The 16,530-nt window shown below is 73.2% G+C and carries 15 protein-coding genes; 6 read left to right on the top strand and 9 right to left on the bottom strand.

Annotation, left to right across the window (positions count from 1 at the left end; genetic code table 11):
- Positions 1 to 94 precede the first annotated feature (94 nt).
- The 6 genes from D9599_RS08570 to tsaE form a co-directional block, all read right to left on the bottom strand.
- Positions 95 to 343 (bottom strand): hypothetical protein, encoded by a 249-nt coding sequence (locus D9599_RS08570; RefSeq protein ID WP_198380805.1) that lies wholly within the window; start codon positions 341 to 343, stop codon positions 95 to 97.
- Between the two features lie 169 nt (positions 344 to 512).
- Positions 513 to 3,944, bottom strand: coding sequence for a double-strand break repair helicase AddA (gene addA / locus D9599_RS08565; RefSeq protein WP_198380804.1), 3,432 nt, complete (start codon positions 3,942 to 3,944; stop codon positions 513 to 515).
- Positions 3,941 to 6,931 carry a double-strand break repair protein AddB gene (addB, locus tag D9599_RS08560; RefSeq protein WP_198380803.1) on the bottom strand — a complete coding sequence of 997 codons (2,991 nt, stop codon included), beginning with the start codon at positions 6,929 to 6,931 and terminating at the stop codon, positions 3,941 to 3,943. The genes addA and addB overlap by 4 nt, the downstream gene beginning before the upstream one ends.
- Before the next feature lie 34 nt (positions 6,932 to 6,965).
- The gene (locus D9599_RS08555) at positions 6,966 to 7,691 is read right to left on the bottom strand and encodes a nucleotidyltransferase family protein (RefSeq protein ID WP_198380802.1); all 726 of its coding nucleotides are present in this window, start codon (positions 7,689 to 7,691) and stop codon (positions 6,966 to 6,968) included.
- Positions 7,688 to 8,698: an aminoglycoside phosphotransferase family protein gene (locus D9599_RS08550; RefSeq protein WP_198380801.1), complete on the bottom strand. Its 1,011-nt coding sequence runs from the start codon at positions 8,696 to 8,698 to the stop codon at positions 7,688 to 7,690. Before D9599_RS08550 ends, D9599_RS08555 begins: the two co-directional genes overlap by 4 nt.
- A complete protein-coding gene (tsaE, locus tag D9599_RS08545) occupies positions 8,695 to 9,159 on the bottom strand; it encodes a tRNA (adenosine(37)-N6)-threonylcarbamoyltransferase complex ATPase subunit type 1 TsaE (RefSeq protein ID WP_198380800.1) in 465 nt (154 codons plus the stop codon). The genes D9599_RS08550 and tsaE overlap by 4 nt, the downstream gene beginning before the upstream one ends.
- A 129-nt stretch (positions 9,160 to 9,288) precedes the next feature.
- Between tsaE and D9599_RS08540 the strand changes: the two genes are divergently transcribed.
- The 6 genes from D9599_RS08540 to D9599_RS08515 all read left to right on the top strand — a co-directional run bounded on the left by D9599_RS08540 (position 9,289) and on the right by D9599_RS08515 (position 14,188).
- On the top strand, positions 9,289 to 9,468 hold the full coding sequence (locus D9599_RS08540; protein WP_198380872.1) for a hypothetical protein: 180 nt from the start codon (positions 9,289 to 9,291) through the stop codon (positions 9,466 to 9,468).
- A gap of 393 nt (positions 9,469 to 9,861) precedes the next feature.
- Positions 9,862 to 10,881 carry an NAD(P)/FAD-dependent oxidoreductase gene (locus tag D9599_RS08535; protein ID WP_198380799.1) on the top strand — a complete coding sequence of 340 codons (1,020 nt, stop codon included), beginning with the start codon at positions 9,862 to 9,864 and terminating at the stop codon, positions 10,879 to 10,881.
- Positions 10,874 to 11,548, top strand: a complete 675-nt coding sequence (locus tag D9599_RS08530) for a glutathione S-transferase family protein (RefSeq protein ID WP_198380798.1) — start codon at positions 10,874 to 10,876, stop codon at positions 11,546 to 11,548. The genes D9599_RS08535 and D9599_RS08530 overlap by 8 nt, the downstream gene beginning before the upstream one ends.
- The gene (locus tag D9599_RS08525) at positions 11,548 to 12,378 is read left to right on the top strand and encodes a VOC family protein (protein ID WP_198380797.1); all 831 of its coding nucleotides are present in this window, start codon (positions 11,548 to 11,550) and stop codon (positions 12,376 to 12,378) included. The genes D9599_RS08530 and D9599_RS08525 overlap by 1 nt, the downstream gene beginning before the upstream one ends.
- A complete protein-coding gene (locus D9599_RS08520; RefSeq protein ID WP_198380796.1) occupies positions 12,375 to 13,124 on the top strand; it encodes an FkbM family methyltransferase in 750 nt (249 codons plus the stop codon). Before D9599_RS08525 ends, D9599_RS08520 begins: the two co-directional genes overlap by 4 nt.
- Positions 13,124 to 14,188, top strand: coding sequence for a glycosyltransferase family 4 protein (locus D9599_RS08515; protein ID WP_198380795.1), 1,065 nt, complete (start codon positions 13,124 to 13,126; stop codon positions 14,186 to 14,188). The genes D9599_RS08520 and D9599_RS08515 overlap by 1 nt, the downstream gene beginning before the upstream one ends.
- Here D9599_RS08515 and D9599_RS08510 read toward each other — a convergent pair.
- From D9599_RS08510 to D9599_RS08500, 3 genes are all read right to left on the bottom strand, one after another.
- Complete coding sequence (locus D9599_RS08510; protein ID WP_198380794.1) at positions 14,169 to 14,852, bottom strand: YjbF family lipoprotein; 684 nt, start codon at positions 14,850 to 14,852, stop codon at positions 14,169 to 14,171. The genes D9599_RS08515 and D9599_RS08510 overlap by 20 nt on opposite strands.
- A 66-nt stretch (positions 14,853 to 14,918) precedes the next feature.
- On the bottom strand, positions 14,919 to 15,407 hold the full coding sequence (locus D9599_RS08505; protein ID WP_198380793.1) for a L,D-transpeptidase: 489 nt from the start codon (positions 15,405 to 15,407) through the stop codon (positions 14,919 to 14,921).
- A gap of 82 nt (positions 15,408 to 15,489) precedes the next feature.
- Entirely contained in the window at positions 15,490 to 16,464 is a 975-nt protein-coding gene (locus tag D9599_RS08500; protein ID WP_198380792.1) for a pirin family protein, read from the bottom strand.
- Between the last annotated feature and the right edge of the window lie 66 nt (positions 16,465 to 16,530).

Raw genomic sequence — 16,530 nt, 5'->3', positions numbered from 1 at the left:
CAAGAGACTCAGGCCCTTGGCGGGGCGGGATGAACGCTGCGCGTCTGCCCAGAAGGTTCGGAGAGGGCGGTGCCCTCTCCGCGTCAGCAGGAGGTTACGAACCCTGGCCCTGGCCGCCGGTGGCGCCGCTGCGCTGCAGGTAGCTCTGCTGCGAGGCGCCGGCGGAGGCCGGATTGGTGGCGGCGAGGGGCGTGCGGGCCTCGCTATGCGTCCAGGCGCTCAGGGCGGTGGGGCCGCGGCCGTCGAAGCCCTCGGCGAAGGCGCTGCCAGCGATGAGCGGGCTCACCGCCACCGCGGCGAGGCCAAGGGTGCGAAGGGACTTGGAGAAGCTAAAGCTAAACATCGCTCATATCCTGAGTGGATGGCGGCGAACCATATCGTCGTCTCGGCGGCGGATATGCGCGCCTGAGCCGCACCTTTCCAGATCGAAACACAAATGTTCCCCATCCACGCGATGGATGAGACCGACATCAACTTCATCGCGGGGGGAACGCAGGGGAATGCGCCACGGGTCAGAGGCGCATTCCAGGCGCGTGCGGGTCGAGCGCCGCGTCCGGCAGGGTCATCACATGGCCCGACCAGGTCCAGACGAGCGCGCATTCCACGGGCCGGTCCGGCCAGGCCGCACGCAGGACGGCGCGGTAGGCCGCCATCTGGCGAAGATAGGCGGGCGGCACCGCCGCCACCTCGGAGGGCGGGGGGCGGTTGGTCTTGTAGTCGATGACCAGCACGCGCTCCGGCGCCACCAGCAACCTGTCCACCTGGCCGGCAATGGGGATGCCGTCCACCACGCCGGCCAATGGGGCCTCGGCGAGGCTGCCAGGGGCGAAGGCGCCGGCGAGGGCAGGGTGGCGGAGAACGGCGAGCGTCTCGGCCAGCGTCGCCTCCTGCTCGTCCGGGTCGAGGCCGTGGCCGGGGCGCGCGAGATGGCGGCGGGCGAGATTTTCCCAGGCCGCCGCCTCGTGCTCCGGCAGGTGCTGGAGCAACCCGTGGATGAGCAAGCCGCGGCGGAAGCGTCGGCCGCCGGGATCAGCCACGCCGTGGGGTGCGGCGGCGGGGGTCTCGGCCTCGCCCTCCAGTCGGGAGGGGGCGACGGGGTCCTCGCTCGCCTCGGGCGGAGCGGGCAGGGTCGCCCAGTGCGGAAGGATCGCGGCCTCGGCGCGCAGCACGGCGGGGTCGGGCTTCGGCGGCACCTCCTGCGGGCTGGTGATCTCCCATCCTTCCTCCCCAAAGCCGCAGCCGGCGGGCAGGCCGAGAGCCGTCGGGTCGAAGGGCACGCGGGCGAAGCCGGGCTTCCCGCCGTCGTGGCCGCGGAAGAAGCCGGCCTTCACCATGGCGTGCCAGGTGGGATGCGCTGGCGCGCGGGCGGGGGCGAGGCCGCAGACGAGAAGCCGGTCCTCCGCCCGGGTAAGGGCGACGTAGAGAAGGCGGTTCTCCTCCTCCGCATCGGCATCCGCGCGGGCGTCGCGGGCGCGGGTCCAGGGCTCGGCCTGGAACTCGCGGCGCGGCGCCCAGAGAGGGATCGCGGGCGCGTCGTCGCGGCCACCCGTCCAGAGCAGCGTGTCGCGCGCGCCGCCGCGGCCGATATCCGGAATGACGACGACCGGCGCCTGCAATCCCTTCGAGCCGTGCGCGGTCATGATGCGCACGGCGTCGGCCGCGTTCTCCATCTCGCGCTTCACCTCGGCGCCGCCGCGGCGCAGCCACTGCACGAAGCCCTGGAGGGAGGGTGCGTGGCGGTTCTCGTGGCGCAGCGCGGCCGATAGAAGCTCGTCCAGCGCCTCCGCGGCCTCGGCGCCGAGGCGGGCGAGGAGGCGCGCGCGGCCGCCATGCTCACCCAGCACCTCTGAGAGAAGCGCGTGCGGCGTGATGTTGTCGGCGCGGTCGGCGAGATTAGCGATCCAGGTGGCGGCCTGCCCGATCGGCGTGCTCTCGTCGCGATGCTTGATGAGGACGTGCCAGAGCGGTCCCTCGCGGCCATGGGCGAGGTCGAAGAGGTTGTCTTCCGACAACCCGATCAGCGGCGACTTCAGCAGGGCGGCGAGGGAGAGGTCGTCCTCGGGCAGCAGCAGCGTGTCGCAGAGGGCGAGCATGTCGCGCACGGCCATCTGCTCGACCAGCACCATGCGGTCCACGCCGCCGACGGGGATGCCGCGCTGCTTCAACCCGCGCACCAGCAGCTCAATTAGCCGCGTGCGGCGGCGGACGAGGACCATCACGTCGCCCGGGCGGATCGGGCGGTCGCCGCGGGCGGCCAGCGTTTCCTCGCGGATCATGGCGGCGATGCGGGCGGCGATCGCCTCGGCCAGCAGCGCCTCGGAGTCCTGCGCGGCGACGGGCTCGTGGGGCACGACCCACGGCTCGGGCGCCGCTGCCTCCGTGCGCTCCAGCAGCGGCCAGATCTCGACGCGCCCGGCATGGCCCGCGCGGTCGGCGGAGTGCTCGAGCGTCGCGCCCTCGCGCACCACGCCGCGCCGCGCCTCGCCGTCGGCGAAGACGTGGTCCACGAGGGAGAGCACGGGCGCGCAGGAGCGGAAGGAGACGGTGAGCGGCACGCGCTCGAAGACAGCGCCGCCGCGCGTCACCTGCCGGTCGAAGCGCGTCTCCCATTCCGCGAAGCCGCGGGCGTCGGCGCCCTGGAAGCCGAAGATGCTCTGCTTCTCGTCGCCCACGACGAAGAGCGTGCGGTCGCCGGGCTCGCGCGTGCCGGTGCCGGCGAAGAACTCCTCGGCCAGCGCCTGCGCGATGCCCCATTGCGCGGGGTTCGTGTCCTGCGCCTCGTCCAGCAGCAGGTGGTCGAGGCCGCCGTCGAGCTTGAACAGCACCCAGGCCGAGCCGGGGTCGCGCAGGAGGGCCTGCGCGCGGTGGATCAGGTCGTCGAAGTCGAGGGCGCCGCGGCGTTCCTTGCGGGCGCGGTAATCGGTCAGCACGGGGCGCGCGGCGGAGAGCAGCGCGCCGGTCGCGGCCAGCAGGCGGTGCGCGGACTGGCGCGCGAGGATCGCCTCCACCCGCGCGATCTCGGCGGCGAAGGCGGCCTCCTTCATCAGCGCCGCGCGCGGATCGCCCTTCTGAGTGAACAGGATCTCGCGCCAAGCGTCCGATCGGGCGGCGCGCGCCTCCTCGGCTTCGGAGAGGATGGCGAGCAGCGCGGACGCGGCCTCGCGCGGGACCTTGTTCTTGTGCTGCAGCAGGGTTTCCAGCGCGCCGCGGAAGGCCTCGGGCGGGCGGACGACCTGCGCGGGCAGCGCGCTCTCGTCCTCGCCATCGGGCAGGCCGAGGCAGGCACGCAGCGCGCCGGCATGGCCGTCGGCGCGGTCCAGCAGCGGGCGCAGGCGCTCGCGCTTGCCGACGAGCTCGCGCAGCGACTTCGCCAGGCTGTCGGCGGAGACGAGGCGCGCCAATCCGGCCAGCGCCTCGTCCGGGATGGAGCGGCCGGCGAGCGCGGCCTCGCGCGCCTCGGCCAACAGCGTCGCGCTGTCCGCTTCCTCCAGCAGGGTGAAGGCGGGGGGCAGGCGGGCCTCCAGCGGGAAGCTGCGGAGAAGGGACTGGCAGAAGGCGTGGATGGTCGCGATCCGCATCCCGCCCGGCTGCTCCAGCACACGGCAGAAGAGGCGGCGCGCGGTTTCGATCTCGGCACGGAGCGGCGGCTGACCCGTGAGTTCCTGCAGCGCCGCGCGCAGTTCCTCCTCCGGCATCATCGACCAGCGGCCGAGGCGGAGCGCGAGGCGCGTCGCCATTTCGGCGGCGGCCGCCTTGGTGAAGGTGAGGCAGAGGATGCGGCCGGGCTGCGTGTCCTCGCGCAGCAGCAGGCGCAGCACGCGGTCGGTCAGCACCTTCGTCTTGCCCGAGCCGGCGGACGCGCCCACCCAGGCGGAGATGCGGGGATCGGAGGCGGTCTGCTGCGCGTAGAAGGCGCGGGTGCGCGCCGAGAGGGCCTCGTTCAAGCGCCGTCCCCTTCGCCCGCGCCGCCCCATTCGTCGAAGCGCGAGAGGTGATCGTACTCGCCGCCCTTCGGCGCGCGCGCGGGGTGCGGGCGGGCGATGAAGGGCCGGTCGCCGAGGAGGAAGTCCGTCGCCAGCGTGTTCAGCGCCTCGAAGGCGGCCTCGCTCACCTCGGGCAGGGTGGACTCCTTCGGGCGGAAGGGCGCGACCGTGCCGGCCTCGTAGCCGCCCGAGACGTGCCAGTGCTCCAGCGACGCGACCTCGGCGGCGGGGATGCCGGCGAAGCCGCCGCGCGCGGCGATCGCGGCCTCCAGCGGCATCTGCGGCGCGCGGCCATCGGCCATCTCGGCGTTGCTCGGCGGCGCGCCGGTCTTGAGGTCGATCAGCACGAGGCTGCCGTCGCGCAGCACGTCCACGCGGTCCGCGCGGCCTTCCAGCCGAACGCCGCAGGGCAGGTCGATGCCGCCGGTGATCTCGGCGTGGCGGCGGATGACGCCGTCGCGTCCGCGCTCGGTCTCGAGCACGAATTCCGCGATGCGCGCGAGGCGCGGTCGCCAGTAGGCGACGAGGCCCGGGCGCGGGGCGAATTCCTCCAGTGCGTGCTCCGTCGCCGCGGCGAAGTGCTCAACCGCGTCCACGCAATGCGGGTCGCCGTCGCAGAGGGTGAGCCACTGCGAGACCATGTGGTGGACGATGTTGCCGTATTCCGCCGCATCCGCCTCGGCATCGAGGTCGTCGAGCGGGCGCAGCCGCAGCATGCGCTTCGCGTACCAGGCATAGGGGTCGGATTTCAGCAGCCAGACATCCGTCACGCCGATCTTGCGCGGGCGCAGGGCGGCGGGCGGCGCGGGGGCGGGGCGGGCGCAGGGGCGCGCGACATCGGGCATGTCGAGCAGCCCGGCCCAGCCGGTGGCGGGGGAGGTTTCGAGGCCGCCGAGTTCCTGCCCGCGCAGGAAGGTGTCGAGCCGCGTCAGCCAGCGCGCGGGAACGGTGGGCGAGCCGCCGCGCTTGCGGGCGCGGGAGAGCGTGGCGCGCGGGGCGGAGAGCGCGGAGAGGAAGAAATCCGCGCAGACGCGGCCGATGCGCGCCTCGGGCGCGGGCAGGCCGAAGGCGGTGCGCATCGGGCGGCTCATCCAGGCGCCGGGATCGGTCGCGATGGGCCAGACGCTCTCCTCCAGCGCGCCGAGCACCACGCGGTCGAAGGATTGCAGCCGCGCTTCCAGCAGGCCGAGGATCTGCACGCGGGGGTGCGACCCACCCTTGCGGCCGCGCATGGTGCGGACGCCGGGCGCGAGCGGGCCTTCCAGCAGCGCGTCGAAGAGGGCGGGCCAGGCGGCGGCTTCCAGCGGCGGCAGGGTGCGCATGGAGGGCTCCAGCCCCGCGAGGTGGACGGCGAGCGGCTCGCCCTCCTCGCCCGAGTAGAGGCGCAACCCGCCGGGGCGCTCGTCCGTGCTCGCCAGGGCCTCGGCAGCGGAGAGGTGGTCGGCCAGGAGGTCGGCCGGCGGGCGCACGGCACGGTCGAGCTCGCGGAAGTTGCCGAGTGCGGTTTCCAGCGCGTCCAGCATCGCGAGCACCCGCGCGCGCGGCTCCTCGTGGCGGATGGCCTCGGCGGCGCGGCGCAGGCCTTCCAGCCCGGCGCCGGGGCGCGGGCCACGCAGGGCGTGGCGCTCCAGCTCGCGCACCGCCCGCATCCAGTCCGAACGCGCCATGCCGCCAGCGCAGAGCGGGTGCTTGAGAAGGGAGAGAAGGGCGACGGGCGCGAAGCCCTCCTCCACCGCGCGGCCGATGAGGCGCAGGAAGGCGCCGGCCGGCGTCATGCCGAGCGGCTGACCGGCGGAATCATCGGCGAGGATGCCGTGGCGTAGCAGCTCCACCGAGACGCGGCGGGCGAGGTCGCGGTCGGGCGTGACAAGGGCGGCGCGGGCACCGGGGGTTTCCAGGGCTTCGCGCAGCAGCAGGGCGATGGCGGCGGCCTCTCCCGCCTCGTCCGGGGCGGTCAGCAGGTCGAGGCCGGCCAGCGCCGGGCGCCAGCGCTCGGGCTCGCGCTCCTGCCAGCAGGCGATCCCCTCCTCCGGCCGCAGGGCGCGGGCGAGGAGGGCGGCGCGGGCCTCGTTCGGCGCGGGGGCGTCGGGGGCGCGGTAGGGCCAGGGGCGGAGGTCCGCCGCCGTGGCGTCCAGGCCGCGCAACAGGCGGGCGGTGCCATTCAGCGGGTGGCTGGGGGCCTCGCGCAGCACCTCCCAAAGATCGGACGACAGCTCCTCCCCGGCGCCGTGCAGGACGACGGCGCCCATCTCCATGCGGGCGATCTGACGGAGCAGGTCGGTCGCGGCCGGGATGGTGCCGCCGACGCCTATGCCGGCGGCGATGATCGGATCGCGTGGCGGGTTGTCGCGCCAGGCGCGGGCCTGGGCGCGCAGCGAGGCGACGCGGCGGGCGCCGATGTCCGACAACCCCTGCTCGGCCAGCCAGGCGTGCCAATAGTTGATGGCCGCGCCGAGGAACTCGTGGGTGATCTTCCAGTGTGTGGCCAGCTCGCCGGTGACGAGGTCCGGGATCCCGGCAGGGTCGCAGCCCTCCAGCGCCATCTCGTCGAGCAGCGTCGTCAGTTCCAGCGCGAGGCGCCAGGCTTGGTCGGGGTTGCTTGGGCCACCGAGATGCGGCGGCAGCTTCATCACCACGTCGGTCAGCACCGCGAGGCGGCGCGCGGCGTCCACCGCGGGCGGCTCGTCGAGCAGGGTGGGGAGCGACAGCTCCTCCGCGTCCTCGGTCGAGAGGCCGGCCAGCGCGCGCAGGCGGGGCAGCAGCAGCGCCTGCTTGCCGGAGGCCCGGAGGAAGGATTCGCGAAGGGATCGCGCGGCGCGGCGGGTGGGCAGGAGGATCGTCGTGCGGGCCAGCGCCGCCGGGTCCTCCATCCCCTCGACCATGGCGAGGACACCGTGGGCGAGGTCGTCGAGGAAGGGGCGGTGCGCGGGAATCTCGTAGAGCCTCACCGCGCCATCTTCCCCTTGCCGTTCAAGAACAGCGCTAGAACAACCTTACCATTCCCTTGTCCAGCGCTTCTTCGGCCCGTTGCAGGTCCGGCGGTGTCGAAAGATGGAACCAGGCACCGTCATGCACCAGTCCGTAGAGGCGGCCGGCCTCGATGGCGCGCGTCCAGGAGCCCATCAGGCCGAAGCGACCGTGTTTCGTGCCGTCCAGCAGGCGGGGATGGATGATCTGCACGCCGGCATAGAGGTAGGGCGCGACCTCGCGCTCCTTGGGGCGGCGGAGTCGGCCCAGCGGGTCGAGCAGGAAGTCGCCGAGACCGACCTCGCCCTCCACCTGCGCGGCGCGCACCATCAGCAGCATCGCGTCCATGCGATCCTCGTCGAAGGCGGCGGCGAGGCGGAGGAGCGCGGGGCTGGGGCCGTCGAGCCAGTAGGCGTCGCCGTTCACGCAGGCGAAGGGTGCGGCGCCGAGATGCGGCAGGGCGTTGCGGATGCCGCCGCCGGTCTCCAGCAGTTCATCTTCGACCAGCACGGTGCAGCGGGGCGTGCGGCGGGCCTCGCAGGCGGCGACGACCTGCGGGGCGAGATGGAAGGCATTCACCACGGCCTCGCCGATGCCCACATCCTCCATCCGGTCCAGCGCGTGGTCGAGCAGGGAGCGGCCGCGCAGCGCGAGGAGCGGCTTGGGCACCGCCTCGGTCAGCGGGCGCATCCGCGTTCCCAGCCCGGCCGCGAGGACCATGCCTTTGCTGAGGGTGATCATGCGGCGGGTTCCATCCGGGGATTGGCGCGGAGCGCGCGCGGCACGTGCTCGTCGAGAAAGGCGGCGAGCGGCGCGGTGGCGGGGTGCTTCAGGGCCTCGTCCAGCAGGCGCCAGCAGCGGGGGCCATGGGCGAGGTAGTGCGGCTTGCCGTCTCGCCGGTCCAGCCGGACCCAGAGGGCGGCGACGCGCAGGTGGCGCTGGGCGGCCATGGCGGCGGTCGCGGCCTCGAAGGCGTCACGGTCGATCCCCGGGCGAGCGCCGAGGTAGCGCTCGGTTGCGGCGCGCCGCACGTCCTCCGGCACGTCGCGGCGGGCGTCCTGGAGAAGGCTGACGAGGTCGTAGGCCGGGTGGCCGTGGCCGGCGTCCTGAAAGTCGATGATGCCGACCGAGGCGGGCCCGGGGCGGTCCGGTAGGGGCAGGAGGTTCGCGGGGAAGTAGTCGCGATGAACGAAGGCTCCTTCCCCCTCGAAGGGGGCGAGCATCGTGCGGAGGGCGACCCGGAAGGCCTCGCGCTCGGCAGGGGTGGGCTCGCGGCCGAGGGCGGCGGGCCACCACCAGTCGAGGAAGGTGGCGGCGGCGGTGCGGGCCATGGCCTCCCCCTCCCAGGCCGGCAGGCCGGCGGGAGGCGGGGCGTCGTGAAGGGCGGCCAGGGTCTCGGCGGCGGCGCCGTAGAGGGGGATCGGATCGGCGCCGGCGTCGAGCAGGCTGGCATGGGTGTCCTCGCCCAGGTCCTCCAGCAGCAGCAGGCCGGCGGGCGGGTCGGCGGCGATCACCTCGGGGGCGGAGAGGCCGATGCCCCGCAGGTGGCCGGCGATGGCGATAAAGGCGCGAAGATCCGCCTCGGCCGAGGGCAGGCCAACGGCGGCGGCGGCGGAGCCGTCCATCAGGAGGGCCGGGCGCGGGCCGCCGGTCAGGCGGAGGTAGCGCCGGTGCCCCGCGTCGCCCGGCAGGAGCAGGCGCGCCGCGGCCGCGAAGCCGTGGGCGGCAAGGAACGGATCGAGGCTCATGCGGCGGCGAAGGCTTCCAGGCGGCGAGCGTCCCAGCCGGCAAGGGTGACGCGGCGCGCCTCCTCGCTCCCGGCGGGCAGCAGGGTGATGCGCAGAGCGTCGGCGGGGGTGAGCGGGCCGAGGCGGTCGGGCCATTCGACGAGAACGATCCCCTCCCGCGCCTCCTCCCAGCCGAGCTCCGTCAGGGCGGCGGGGCCGTCCAGGCGGTAGAGGTCCATGTGGTGCGCGGGGCCCACAGGCAGGTCATAGGACTGGACGAGGGTGAAGGTGGGGGACGGCACCTCCAGCCCCGCATCGCCGCTGGCTGCGCGGAGGAAGGCGCGGGCGAAGGAGGATTTCCCGGCGCCGAGCGGGCCGTCCAGCAGGATGGCATCGCCCGGCCGGGACAGGCGCGCCGCGCGGGCCGCGAGCGCGCGGGTCGCCGCCTCGTCGGGCAGGGTAAGGGTGAGCGGGGAGGTCATGGGCGGGGGCAATCTGCCCCCGCGGCACCGGCCCCGGCAAGCAGTCCTGGCAAGCCGGTCGGAAACCGTGGCTCCGCCGGCCGGTTAGCCCTGCATCGCTGCCCCGAACACGTCTGAAGGACATCCGCCATGCGCCTCATCCGCGCCGCCCTGCTGCCCGCGCTGCTTCTCGCCACCCTTGCCGCCTGCACCGGCGGCAACCGCACCTTCGGCGAGCGCGTGCGCGACACCGTGGACCCGCCGAGCGGCCCCGTGGAGTCCACCGGCCGCGCCGTGGATCGCGCGATTGACCGCGTGCGGCCGAACTAGTCGCCTCGCTTCGTTCTGAACGGTTCCGGGAGGGAGTAAGGAATTCTCCCTCCCGGACCCTTCCTCATCTCTTTCTGTTTGGCGTTCGCGGAGGGCTAAACTGCCGTCTCGCCGGGGGCTATGACCCCACGGCGCGGGCGTGTTCAGCCCTCGCTGCCAGATTGCGCTCGGCTCATTGGCGCCACCCCTCATCCGGGGCATCCACGACAGTCTTGAAAAAGAAGATGAGGGGGTCCGGGGGAGAATTCTTTTTCCCCCGGCCTTTCCCATGCATCCCGAGGCACCGTCCCAAGCGGGAGGGCGCACTGAAAGGGGCTGGGGCCCCTGCCTTCCCCCCCTTCCCCACCCGCTGTATCACGCCTCCCTCTATTTCCGACGGGAGGCGCCACCGCCATGACCGCGCATATCGAGACGGACGTCGCCATCATTGGCGCCGGCCCCGCAGGCCTTTTCGCCGTGTTCGAGTGCGGGATGCTGCGGATGAAATGCGTGGTGATCGACGCGCTGGAGGCGATCGGGGGCCAGTGCTCGGCGCTCTATCCCGAGAAGCCCATCTTCGACATTCCCGCCCATCCCCGCATCGCCGGCGGCGACCTGATCCGCGAGCTGGAGACCCAGGCGCAGCCCTTCACGCCGCTCTACCTGCTCGGCCGCCGCGTGGAGCGGCTGCTGGAGGAAGACGGGTTCTTCACCCTCGGCACCAGCGAGGGCGACAGCGTGCGCGCGCGGGCCGTGGTGCTGGCGGCCGGCGCCGGCGCCTTCGGGCCCAATCGCCCGCCGTTGGAGGACCTGCCAGGCTACGAGCGGGCTGGCGCGGTGCGCTACATGGTCAACCGGCGCGAGGACTTCCGCGGCAAGCGCGTGGTGATCGCGGGCGGCGGCGACTCCGCGGTGGACTGGGCGCTTTCCCTGAAGGAGATCGCGCGAAAGGTGACGGTGGTGCACCGCCGCCCGAAGTTCCGCGCGGCGCCCGAGAGCGCGGCGCAGCTCGACGCCGCCGCGGCGCGCGGCGAGGTGGAGATGGCCATCCCCTACCAGCTGCACGGGCTGAAGGGCGACGGATCGAACCTCACGCATGTGACGCTGGCCACGCTGAAGGGCGAGGAGCGGGACGTGGAGGCGGATCACCTGCTCGCCTTCTTCGGCCTGTCCATGGAGCTGGGGCCGATCGCGGAATGGGGGCTGGGGATGGACCGCAGCCACGTGCAGGTGACGCCCGCGACCTGCGAGACCTCGCGGCCGGGAATTTACGCGATCGGCGACGTCGCGACCTATCCGGGCAAGCTGAAGCTCATCCTGCAGGGCTTCTCGGAGGCGGCGATGGCCGCGCACGCCATCCACCCGCGCGTGCATCCGGGCGAGGCGCTGCATTTCGAGTACTCCACCTCCAAGGGGGTTCCCGTTCATGGCTGACCAGGGGGCTGACGGCAGGCTCGTCATCGGGACGAAGCGCTACTCCTCCTGGTCGCTGCGCGGCTGGCTTGGGGTGCATCTCGCGGGGCTCGACGTGGAGGAGGTGGTGATCCCCCTCGCGGGCGGTGGCGGCACCGCCGCGATCAAGTCCGCGACCCCCACGGGGCTCGTGCCCTATCTCGAGCACCGCGGCGCGCGGGTCTGGGAAAGCCTTGCGATCCTCGAGTACTGCGCCGAATTCGCGCCTGCCCTCTGGCCGGAGGACCGGGTGCTGCGGGCGCTGCTGCGGAGCGCGGCCTCCGAGATGCACGCGGGGTTCCGCGGTCTGCGACAGGCCATGCCGATGAATCTCGGGCGCGACTTCTCAGGGCGCGGCGGCACGCCGGACGCGCTGGCCGACATCGCGCGGATCGAGACGGTCTGGGCAGGGTGCCTGGACGCCAGCGGCGGGCCCTTCCTGCACGGGGCGGCGATGGGGGTCGCGGACGCGATGTACGCTCCGGTGGTGACGCGGCTGATCACCTACGCGCCCGCGCTTTCCGCGCGCGGCAAGGCCTATGTGGCGGCGGTGCGCGCGCATCCGCTCATCGCCCGCTGGTACGACGAAGCCGCGGCCGAGCCGGAATCCTGGTTGCTGCCGCATTACGAGGCCGGGCCGCCCGCCTGATGGGGACCGCGAGCGGCCTCGATCACGTCGGCGTCTGCTCGCGCGACGCGGCGGCGCTCTGGAGCGCCTATGAGCGGCTCGGCTTCGCGCTGACGCCGGTGGCGCAGCAATCGGGCGGGAACGGGCCGCTCGGCACGGCCAATCGCTGCGCGATGCTACGGCGCGGGTACATCGAGTTGCTGGCGATCCTCGATCCCGCGCTGCCTGACAACGGGCTGGGCGCGATGCTCGACCGGATGGCGGGGGCGCTGATCCTCGCCCTCGGTATGAGCGATTCCGAGGGGAACCTCGCGCGTCTGCGGCGGGCGGGGATCGAGGTGCCGGGCATCGCGCCGCTCTCGCGCCCGGTGGAGCCCGGCGGACCGGTTGCGCGCTTCGAGCGGCTGCCGCTACCGGGCGCGCCGGAGGGCCGCGTGCAGCTCGTGCGGCACCTGACACCCGAGCTGATCTGGCGGGAGGCCTGGATGCGCCACCCGAACGGTGCGCGGGAGCTGCGTGCGGCGATCCTCGTCGCGGAGCGGCCGGCGGAGAGCGCGGCGCGGCTTTCCCGACTGGCCGGGCTGCCGCTGGAGCCGGACCCGGCTGGCGGCTTCGCCCTGCCGCTGCCGGATGGCGCACGGGTGCGCGTGCTGGGGCCGGAGGAGGCCGCGCGGGTGCTGCCGGGACTGGCGGCGCCGGCCCTGCCGGCCGTAATGGGCCTGGTGATCGGCGTGGAGGACCTCGACGCCACGCGCGCCGCCCTTTCCGGCGTGCTGCACGCGGAGGTGCCGGGCGGGCTGATGGTGCCAGCGGCGGAGGCGGCGGGCTGCGCCCTGCTTTTCGAGGCATGAGGCCGCGCAGCGCCATCCGGCGGTCGGTCGAGACCTATTGCGCACCGGGGCGGGCGGCGCTGCTGGACAGTTTCCTCGCACGCTTCCTCAAGCCGGGGGAACTCGGCTTCGATGTCGGCGCCCATGTCGGTGACCGCGCGGCAAGCTTCCGGCGCCTCGGCGCGCGGGCGGTGGTGGTAGAGCCGCAGCCCGCCCTGCTGCGCGTGCTGCGCTGGGCCTTCCGCGGGGATCCCGACGTCGCGTTGGTGGGCGCCCTTGTGGGCGCGGTGCCGGGCGAGGCGGTGCTGCGGCTGAACACGCGCAACCCCACCGTCGCCACCGCCTCCGGCGCCTTCGTGGCGGCGGCGGAGGGGGCCGCGGGCTGGGAGGGGCAGGAATGGGATCGCGAGATCATGTGCCCTGTCACCACCCTCGACGCGCTGACGGCCGAGCACGAGCGTCCGGATTTCATCAAGCTGGACGTGGAAGGCTTCGAGGCGGAGGCGCTGACGGGTCTCACCTTCGCGCCGCGCGCCCTCTCCTTCGAGTTCACGACCATCCAGCGCGGCGTCGCGGCGGAATGCCTCGGCCGGATGGCCGCCCTCGGCCCCTACCGCTTCAACGCGGCGCTGGGGGAGAACATGGCACTCGCCCTTCCCGCCCCCGTCGATGCCGCGGCCATGCGGGAATGGATCGAGGCGCTGCCGCACGCGGCCAATAGCGGCGACGTCTATGCGAGCCTCGATCCCCTGCGGATCACGCCCTGATGCGGTTGGAAGCCTTCCTGCCGCATCTCGGTTTCGCGGCGCTGCTCGTGCTGCTCTCGGCCGGCGTCGTGCGGCTGCTGATCGCCCATCCCATGCTGGACGATCCCGCCCGGCGCGCCGCCACCGCGCATACGGTGCCCACCCCCAAGGGCGGCGGTCTCGGCATCGTCGCGGCCTTCGTGGCGGGCATGGTGGTGCTCTACGGCACCGCGCGCTTCGCCCGCATCGCCGAGACAGAATTCATTGGCACCATCCTGGCCGCCGTGGCCATCGCGGGCGTCGCGCTGGCCGACGACCTCCGGGACTTCCGCTTCGTCGTGAAGCTGGTGGCGCAAGCGGGAGCGGCCATGGTTGCCATGGCCAGCGGGTTGGTGGTGACGCGCCTCGCCCTACCCTGGATCGGCGTGGTCGAGCTCGGGATCTGGGGGCCGCTGCTGACCCTCTTCTGGATCGTCGCCTGCACGAATGCCGTGAACTTCATGGACGGGATGGACGGACTCGTCGCCGGCTCGCTGCTCGTGGCGTGCGCCGCGCTCTGCCTCATCGGGGCGGAGCAGGAGGCCTGGTTCGTCTACGCGGCCTCCCTGTTCCTGACGGCGGGGCTGATCGGCTACCTACCCTACAACCTGCATCCCGCGCGGATCTTCATGGGGGATGTCGGCAGCCAGTTCCTCGGCTTCGTGCTGGCGGTGCTGGCGGTGGCCTGCGCGCGCTTCGACACGGCGCAGGTCTCCTTCCTCATCGTGCCGCTGCTGCTCTTCGCGCATCTGTTCGACACGGGCTTCACGCTGATGCGGCGGATCGTCATGGGGGAGCGGCCGAGCACGCCGCATCGGACGCATCTCTACCAAATGGCCGCGCGCAGCGGCATGCCGGTGCGCTGGGTGGCGGCGGTGCACGGCGCCTTCGTGCTGTTCCAGGCGGCACTCGCCCTTCTCTTCCCGCAACTCGCGCCTTGGGCGAAGCCACTGGTGGTGCTCCCGCCGCTGCTCGTGCAGCTCCTCTGGCTCGCCTATGTCGTGCGCCGCGTGCGGCGGGCGGGGCTCAGTTGGAAGGCGAACTGACGACCTCGATCAGGAGCGGGCGGTTGTCCATGCCCACCCACTGCTCCGAGCGCCAGACGGCACCGCTTTCGGCATCGGCCCAGTAGCGGTTGACGAAGCGGGCGCCGCCGCCGCAGCGCTCCTCGACATAGAGCCCCTCCTCCACCCGTACGGCGCGGAGCCGGCACTCGAGCGGGACACCGAAGCGCATGCGGTCGATGTCGCGGTTGGCCGGCACGAGGTCCACCACGCGACGGGCTGCGGCGGGGCGGTCTACGAGGGTGGTTACGTCGTCCAGCGGGTCCGGGCTGTCGAAGCGGGTGGCGGCGAGGCTGGTCTGGGTGCCGGCAGTAGCCACCACGCGGGCGCCATCCGTCGCGATGACCGTGCCGTCGTCGGAGCGCCACATGCGCTGCTCGCCCGTGCCCTGGATGAGGCTCATCACCTTCCGCTGGCTGCCATAGGTGACGAGCAGCGTCGGGCCCTCCGTCGCCTCCACCTCGTCCGCGTCCTGGATGCTGCCCGCGGGCAGGGATCGGCGGATGGGCGTCAGCCCGTCCTGGCGGGGCGGCAGGAAAACGCTGGCACGAAGGGCGTTCTCCACCGTGCGGCCGGTCTCGGCCATGTTCGACGTCTCGCAGGCCGCGAGGAGAAACAGCAGGGGCAGGAGGCGCGGGGACAGCATCGCCACAGGATAGAACGGCTGGGGGCCGGAAGCATCACGGAATCGTGTTCCCGCCCGCGGCGTGCTTCATGCGACCTCGATGGCCGTCAGCCCGGCCGCCAGCGCGGCGCGCAGGTCGGGCAGGGCCAGGGCGATGCAGCCCTCCGTCGGCGCGTAGTCGGGCCGGGCGGGGTGGAGGAAGATCGCGCTGCCCCGCCCGCGCACCACCGGCGCATCGTTCCAGCCGAGCACGCCGATGATGTCGTAGACGGCGTCGGCCCGCCAAAGCTCCTCGTGGCGGGCGGCGAAGGGAAGGGTGACGGGGCGGTTATAGGCGGCATCGGCGGGGTCGTCGCACCAGCCATCGCTGGGCGAGATCGGCTCCACCGGCACGGCGCAGCGGGGGGGCGGGAGGCGGTCGGCCCGGTAGAGCACGCGGCGCAGCGGCAGGAGGGCCCGCGGCGTGGCGCCGTCGCCCTCGCTCTTGTCGGCGCGGATGCCGCCGCGGCCGATCGCGCAGCGCCAGCGGTCCCGCTGCAGCGTCAGGTAGGTGCCGTCGAGCCAAGCGATGGTCATGCGGCTTCCTTGCCGGGGACAGGGCTGCTTGCAAGGGGGCGGCCCCCGGGGGAGCTCCCAGTTGTTACCTCGCGGCGCCCCTTCAGCTCGTCGGCGACCCGGCGGAGGGCGCCTGGACCGAAGCGCGCACCGACACGCGCTCCTCCGGCAGGGGGATGAACTCCTTGTCGTCCCCTGGAACAGTGCCGAAGCGGCCGGCCTTCCAGTCCGCCTTGGCCTGCTCGATCCGCTCGCGCGAGGAGGAGACGAAGTTCCAGAAGAGGTGGCGCGGCCCGTCCATGGCGGCGCCACCGAGCATCAGCAGGCGGACACCACGAGGTCCGGCGCGGAGCGCCAGGGCGTCGCCGGCGCGGAAGACGAGCATGCGGCCGGCCTCGAAGCGGTCCTCTCCTACGCTTACCTCGCCTTCCACGACATAGGCGCCGCGCTCCTCGTGGTCGGGTAGGGGAAGGGTGGCGCCGGGGGAGAGGACGGCGTCGGCGTAGAAGAGGTCCGAGGGCGTCTCGACCGGGGATCGTGAGCCCCAGCCATGGCCGGCGATGAGGCGGAGCCGCGCGCCTCCGTCATCGATGATCGGCAGCGTATGGGCAGGGTGGTGGACGAAGGCGGGCGCCGCCTCCTCCTGCGCGCGGGGAAGCGCGACCCAGGACTGGATGCCGTAGAGCGGGTTGGCATGGTCGCGGAGCGCCTGGCCGGTGCGCTCCGAATGGGCGATGCCGCGGCCAGCGGTCATCCAGTTCACGTCGCCCGGGCGGATGGAGAGGTCGGAGCCCAGGGTGTCGCGGTGCTGGATCTCACCCTCGAAGAGGTAGGTGACCGTGGAGAGGCCGATATGCGGGTGCGGGCGCACGTCCAGGCCCTTGCCGGTCAGGAACTCGCCCGGTCCCATCTGGTCGAAGAAGATGAAGGGGCCGACCATCTGGCGCCCCTTGGCGGGGAGCGCGCGGCGCACCTCGAAGCCGCCGATGTCGTGCGTGCGAGGCAGGATCACCTGGCAGACCGGGGCGCCGTCCGGGCATTCGGGCATGACGCCCGCGGGGTCGCTCTCGACGCTCATCGCGTTTCTCCTGGCGGGCTCAGCAGGCAGCGGGATACCCCGCAGCCTGCTGCCCTTGTGTTCACG

Source organism: Roseomonas sp. KE2513 (assembly GCF_016107305.1).
GTDB lineage: Bacteria > Pseudomonadota > Alphaproteobacteria > Acetobacterales > Acetobacteraceae > Roseomonas.
The sequence above is the reverse complement of the archived record's forward strand: the minus strand, read 5'-3'. Positions and strand labels throughout refer to the sequence as shown.